Consider the following 6447-nt stretch of genomic DNA (forward strand, 5'->3'; position numbering starts at 1 on the left):
CAGGCACCTGCAGCCGGTGCCCGCGGGCGTCCCTGGCGAGCTCTTCATCTCCGGTGACGGTCTGGCCCGCGGCTACCTGGGCAGCTCCTCCCTCACCGCCGAGCGCTTCCTCCCCAATCCCTTCAGCTCCGCCTCCGGTGCGCGCATGTACCGCACCGGCGACCTCGCCCGTCACCGCCACGATGGCGTGCTCGAGTTCCTCGGCCGCATCGACAACCAGGTGAAGGTGCGCGGCTTCCGCATTGAATTGGCCGAGGTGGAGTCCGCCCTCCTCAGCCACGCTTCCGTGCGCGAGGCCGTGGTGGTGGCCCGCGAGGACTCCCCGGGCCTCAAGCGCCTGGTGGCCTATGTCACTGGTGAAGCGCAGGCCCTGGGCACCGAGGCCCTGCGCGCCTTCCTCAAGCAGCGCCTGCCCGAGTACATGGTGCCCTCGGCTTTCGTGCACCTGGAGGCCCTGCCCCTCACCAGCCACGGCAAGGTGGACCGCAAGGCCCTGCCCGCCCCGGACTCTCGCCCCGAGCTGGCCCAGGCCTTCGTCGCCCCTCGCAATGACGTCGAGCAGAAGCTGGCCTCCATCTGGGCCGAGGTGCTCCGGCTCGAGCGCGTGGGCATCCACGACAACTTCTTCGAGCTGGGTGGCCACTCGCTGCTCGCCACCCGGGCCATCTCGCGCATCCGAGGCACCTTCAGCGTGGAGCTGCCGCTGCGCGACCTGTTCGACGCGCCCACCGTGGCGACGCTCGGCGCCCGGCTCCAGGTGGCGCTCCAGCGGCAGCAGGGCCCCAAGGCGCCCCCGATGGTGCCCGTGCCTCGCACCGGCCGGCTGCCCCTGTCCTTCGCCCAGCAGCGGCTCTGGTTCCTGGATCAGCTCGAGCCCAACAACGCCGCGTACAACATGCCCACGGCCGTCCGCCTGGACGGGGCGCTCGACCTCGCGGCGCTGGAGCGCAGCTTCAACGAGCTCGTCCGCCGCCACGAGTCCCTGCGCACCACGTTCCGCAACGGTCCGGAGGGCGCCACCCAGGTCATCGCTCCCGCGGTGCAGCAGCCGCTCCCGGTGGTGGAGCTGACCGGGCTGCCGGAAGGCGCGCGGGACGCCGAGGCCCGGCGACTGGCCATTCAGGAGGCACAGCGTCCGTTCGACCTCGCTCGAGGCCCGCTGCTGCGCACGCTGCTGCTGCGGCTGGGCGAGCACCAGCACGTGCTGCTCGTAACGATGCACCACATCGTCTCGGACGGCTGGTCCATGGCGCTGCTCATCCGGGAGATGGGCCTCCTGTACGAGGCGTTCTCCACGGGCCGGCCCTCGCCGCTGCCGGAGCTTGCCCTCCAGTACGCGGACTACTCGGCCTGGCAGCAGGGTTGGCTCCAGGGCGAGGCGCTCGACGCGCAGCTCACGTACTGGCGTGAGCACCTCGCGGGTGCGCCCCAGGTGCTGGAGCTGCCCACGGATCATCCGCGTCCAGCCACGCAGTCACACCGCGGCGCCACCCGCTCCGCGCTGCTGCCCCTCCCCCTCACGGAGGGGCTCCAGGAGCTGGCTCGGGCCGAGGGCGTCACGCCCTTCATGTTGGTGCTGACGGCCTTCCAGGTGCTGCTCCACCGCTACTCGGGGCAGGAGGACCTCGTCGTCGGCACGGACGTGGCCAACCGCCACCACGCGGAGATCGAGGGCCTCATCGGCTTCTTCGTCAATCAGCTCGCCCTGCGCAGCCGCATCTCGGGAGACCCGACCTTCCGCGAGCTGCTCGGACGCACGCGCGACTCCGTGCTCGGTGGACAGGCGCACCAGGACCTGCCCTTCGAGGAGCTGGTCCGTGCGCTCAACCCGGAGCGGAGCCTGCGGCACGCGCCGCTGTTCCAGGTGAAGTTGACCTATCAGACCACGCCCCAGGGGGGCGCGATGGAGCTGCCGGGGCTCACGCTGCGCGGCCTGGGCACCGAGGAGGAATCGACCGTCGCGAAGATCGACCTGACGCTCGTGGTCAGCGAGTCCTCGCGAGGACTGTCGTGCGTGTGCGAGTACGCCACGGACCTGTTCGAGGCCAGCAGCATCGACCGGCTGCTCGCGAGCCTGCGCGTGCTGCTCGCGGGCGCGGTCGCGGATGCGGGGCAACGCGTGTCCACGATGCCGCTGCTCTCCGAGGAGGAGCGGCACAAGTTGCTGGTGGAGTGGAACGCCACGGACGCCAGCCTCCCGCCCGAGGCTCGAGCCCAGGAGCTGTTCGAGGCGCAGGCCGAGCGGACGCCGGACGCGGTGGCCCTCTCCTTCGAGGACAGCCAGCTCACGTACCGGGAGCTGAACCGCCGGGCCAACCAGCTCGCGCACCACCTGCGGACGCTGGGAGTCGGGCAGGAGAGCCGGGTCGGGCTCTGCGTGGAGCGCTCGTTGGAGCTGGTCGTGGGCGCGCTGGGTGTGCTCAAGGCCGGCGGCGCCTTCGTGCCGTTGGATCCGTCCTATCCCCAGGAGCGGCTCGCCTTCATGATGCGCGACGCCGCGCTGTCCCTGGTGCTGACGCAGGAGCGGCTCGCGGACGAGCTGCCCTCCCAGGGTGAGTTGCTGATCTGCCTGGACTCGGAGTGGGCGCGGATCGCGCTGTGCCCCGAGGACACGCCCCGGACGGAGGCAGGGGAGGATCCGCTGGCCTACGTCATCTACACCTCGGGCTCCACGGGCCAGCCGAAGGGCACGCTGCTGGCGCACCGGGGCCTGTGCAACACCGCGCTGGCGGCGGCACGGGTGCAGCGCCTGGGTCCGGACAGCCGGGTGCTCCAGTTCGCGGCCTCGGGCTTCGACGCGTCCATCTGGGAGATGTTCTCGGCGCTGCTGTCCGGCGCTCACTTGTGCCTCGCGCCCCGGGACTCCCTGATGCCCGGTGCGCCGCTTCAGGCGCTCATCCAGACGCGAGGCATCACCGCGGCGACACTGACCCCGTCGGTGCTGGCGCAGTTGGAGCCGGACGCGGTGCCGGGCCTGCGCACGGTGACTTCCGCCGGAGAGGCGTGCACGCCGGAGCTGGCGAGGCGCTGGAAGCCGGGCAGGCGATTCCTCAACGCGTACGGCCCCACCGAGGTGACGGTGTGCGCGACCGTCTGCGAGGACGTGGACGAGGCCCGGCCGGGCATCGGCCGCCCGCTGCCCAACGTGCAGGTCTACGTGTTGGATGCGCGGCTGCAGCCGGTGCCGATTGGCGTTCCGGGAGAGCTGTACGTAGGAGGCGTGGGGCTGGCGCGGGGCTACTTGAACCGGCCGGAGCTGACGGCCGAGCGCTTCGTGTCCAACCCCTTCCGCGCGCGGGACGGTGCCCGGCTGTATCGGACCGGGGATCTCGTGCGCTACCGCGCGGACGGCCAGTTGGAGTACCTGGGCCGCATCGACAACCAGGTGAAGGTCCGAGGCTTCCGCATCGAGCTGGGGGAGATCGAAGCGGTGCTGGAGCAACACCCCACGGTGCGTCAGGCCGCCGTGGTGGCGCGCGAGGACGTGCCCGGTGACAAGCGGCTGGTGGCCTACGTCGTGGGGCGGGACGGCCAGCACTCCGACGCGGGCGAGCTCCGGGCCTGGGTGGCGCGGACGCTCCCGCAGTACATGGTGCCCTCGGCCCTCGTCGAGCTGGAGGCGTTGCCGCTCACGCCCAATGGCAAGGTGGACCGCAAGGCCCTCCCGTCGCCGGAGGGTGTGCGTCCGGACACCGGGCCGGCCTTCGTCGCTCCCCGTGACGAGGTGGAACAGCAACTCGCGGCGATGTGGTCCGAGCTGCTGGGCGTCGAGCGCGTGGGCGTCCATGACAACTTCTTCGACCTGGGCGGCCACTCGCTGCTCGCCACCCAGCTCGTCTCGCGGGTCCGCTCCACCTGCGGGGTGGAGTTGCCGCTGCGCGACCTGTTCGACGCGCCCACCATCGCGGCGCTCGCGCCCCGGGTGCATGCGGCCCTCCAGACGCGGCAGGGAGTCCAGGCGCCCGCGCTGGTGCCCGTGCCTCGCACCGGCCGGCTGCCGCTGTCCTTCGCGCAGCAGCGGCTCTGGTTCCTGGATCAGCTCGATCCCAACAACGCCGCGTACAACCTGCCCACGGCCCTGCGCCTGGAGGGAATGCTCGACCTCGCGGCGCTGGAGCGCAGCTTCAACGAGCTCATCCGCCGCCACGAGTCCCTGCGCACCACCTTCCGCGGAGACCCCGAGGGCGCCACCCAGGTCATCTCCCCCGCCGAGCATCGGCCGCTCCCGGTGATGGAGCTGTCGGGGCTGCCGGAGGGTGAGCGGGAGGCGGAGGCCTGGCGGCTGGCCGTCCAGGAGACGCAACTCCCCTTCGACCTCGCACGGGGTCCGCTGGTGCGCACGCTGCTGCTGCGGTTGGGTGAGCGCCAGCACGTGCTGCTCGTGACGATGCACCACATCATCTCGGACGGCTGGTCCATGGCGCAGCTCACCCGGGAGATGGGGCTGCTGTACGCGGCGTTCTCCTCGGGCAAGCCCTCGCCCCTGCCGGAGCTCGCCGTGCAGTACGCGGATTACGCGGCGTGGCAGCAGGGCTGGCTCCAGGGCGAGGTACTCGAGGCACAGCTCTCCTGGTGGCGTGAGCACCTCGCGGGCGCGGCCCAGGTGCTGGAGTTGCCCACGGATCGTCCCAGGCCCGCGGTGCGCTCGCACCGGGGCGCCACCCGCTCCGTGATGTTGCCCGCCTCGCTCTCGGACCGCGTCCGGGAGCTGGCCCGGGCCGAGGGCGTCACGCCCTTCATGCTGCTGCTGGCGGCCTTCCAGGTGCTGCTCCAGCGTTACTCGGGGCAGGACGACTTCGTGGTGGGCACCGACGTGGCCAACCGCCACCACGCGGAGCTCGAGAGCCTCATCGGCTTCTTCGTCAACCAGCTCGCCCTGCGCGCGAACCTCGGCGGAGACCCCACGTTCCGCGAGCTGCTCGGACGCACGCGCGACTCCGTGCTCGGTGGCCAGGCGCACCAGGATCTGCCCTTCGAGGAGCTGGTCCGTGCGCTCAACCCGGAGCGGAGTCTGCGGCACGCGCCGCTGTTCCAGGTGAAGCTGATGTACCAGACCACTCCGCACGGGGGCGGGATGGAGCTGCCGGGGCTCACGCTGCGCGCCCTGGAAACCGCGCAGGAGGCAGCCGTCGCCAAGCTCGACATCACGCTCGTGATTGGCCAGACGCCGCGGGGACTGTCGTGCGTGTGCGAGTACGCCACGGACCTGTTCGACGCGGACACCATCGGCCGGATGCTCGAGCACTTCCACGTGCTGCTGGAGGCCCTCACCACCGAGCCCGGACGGCGCCTGTCCTCGCTGCCCCTGCTCACCCAGGCCGAGCGCCACCAGCTCCTCGTCGAGTGGAACGCCACCCGCGCGGACTTCCCCCGGGACGTCCGCGCCCAGCACCTCTTCGAGGCCCAGGCCCGGCGCACGCCGGACGCGATCGCGGTGCGGATGGGAGAGGTCTCGCTCACCTACCGGCAGCTCGACACACGCGCCAACCAGCTCGCCTGGCATCTGCGCTCGCTGGGCGTCGGCCCCGACGTGCGCGTCGGCCTGTGTGTCGAGCGTTCCCCGGAACTGGTGGTCGCCATCCTCGGGGTGCTCAAGGCCGGTGGCGCCTATGTTCCGCTGGACCCCTCGTATCCCTCCGAGCGACTGGCCTTCATGCTGCGCGATGCGCGGATCCCGGTGCTGCTCACCCAGGAGCACCTGGCCGACGAGCTGCCCGTGCAGAGCGAGTTGCTCGTCCTGCTGGACGCGGAGTGGGACACGCTCATCGCCGCGCAGCCGGAGCATGCGCCGGACGTGCCCGTTCTGGCGGAGAACCTCGCCTATGTCATCTACACCTCGGGATCCACCGGCAGGCCCAAGGGCGTGATGCTCGAGCACCTGGGGCTGGTGAACTACCTCTCCTGGTGCGCCGGGGCCTACGGCATGGCGGAGGGCACGGGTGCGCCCACCCACTCGCCGCTCGCCTTCGACCTCACCGTCACCAGTCTGCTGCTGCCACTCACCACGGGCCATCCGGTCACGCTCGTTCCCGAGAGCGACGGCGTGGAGGGCCTGGGCGCGGCGCTGCGCTCGGGCTCGGACTTCAGCCTCGTCAAGCTGACGCCCACCCACCTCTCGCTCCTCTCCCAGCAGCTCTCCTCCGAGCAGGCCGCCGGCAGGACGCGCGCCTTCGTCATCGGCGGCGAGGCCCTCTCCTACGAGGCCCTCTCCTTCTGGCGCACCCACGCTCCGGCCACGCGCCTGCTCAACGAGTACGGCCCCACCGAGACCGTGGTCGGCTGCTGCGTCCACGAGGTGAGCGCGGCGGAGGCCTCCTCGGGCGCCGTGCCCATTGGCCGGCCCATCGCCAACGTCGAGCTGCACGTGCTCGACTCCGCGTTGCGGCTCGTCCCGGTAGGCGTCCCCGGCGAGCTCTACATCGGCGGCGTTCCCCTGGCGCGTGGCTA

General features: G+C 71.6%; 1 protein-coding gene. It reads left to right on the forward strand.

Going from position 1 to position 6447, the window contains the following annotated elements; translation table 11 throughout:
- Positions 1-6447: amino acid adenylation domain-containing protein (locus ACJ8AT_RS25365; RefSeq protein ID WP_407740431.1), on the forward strand; the 6447-nt coding region annotated here is incomplete at both ends.

The organism is Hyalangium sp., assembly GCF_045802625.1.
Taxonomy (GTDB): domain Bacteria; phylum Myxococcota; class Myxococcia; order Myxococcales; family Myxococcaceae; genus Hyalangium.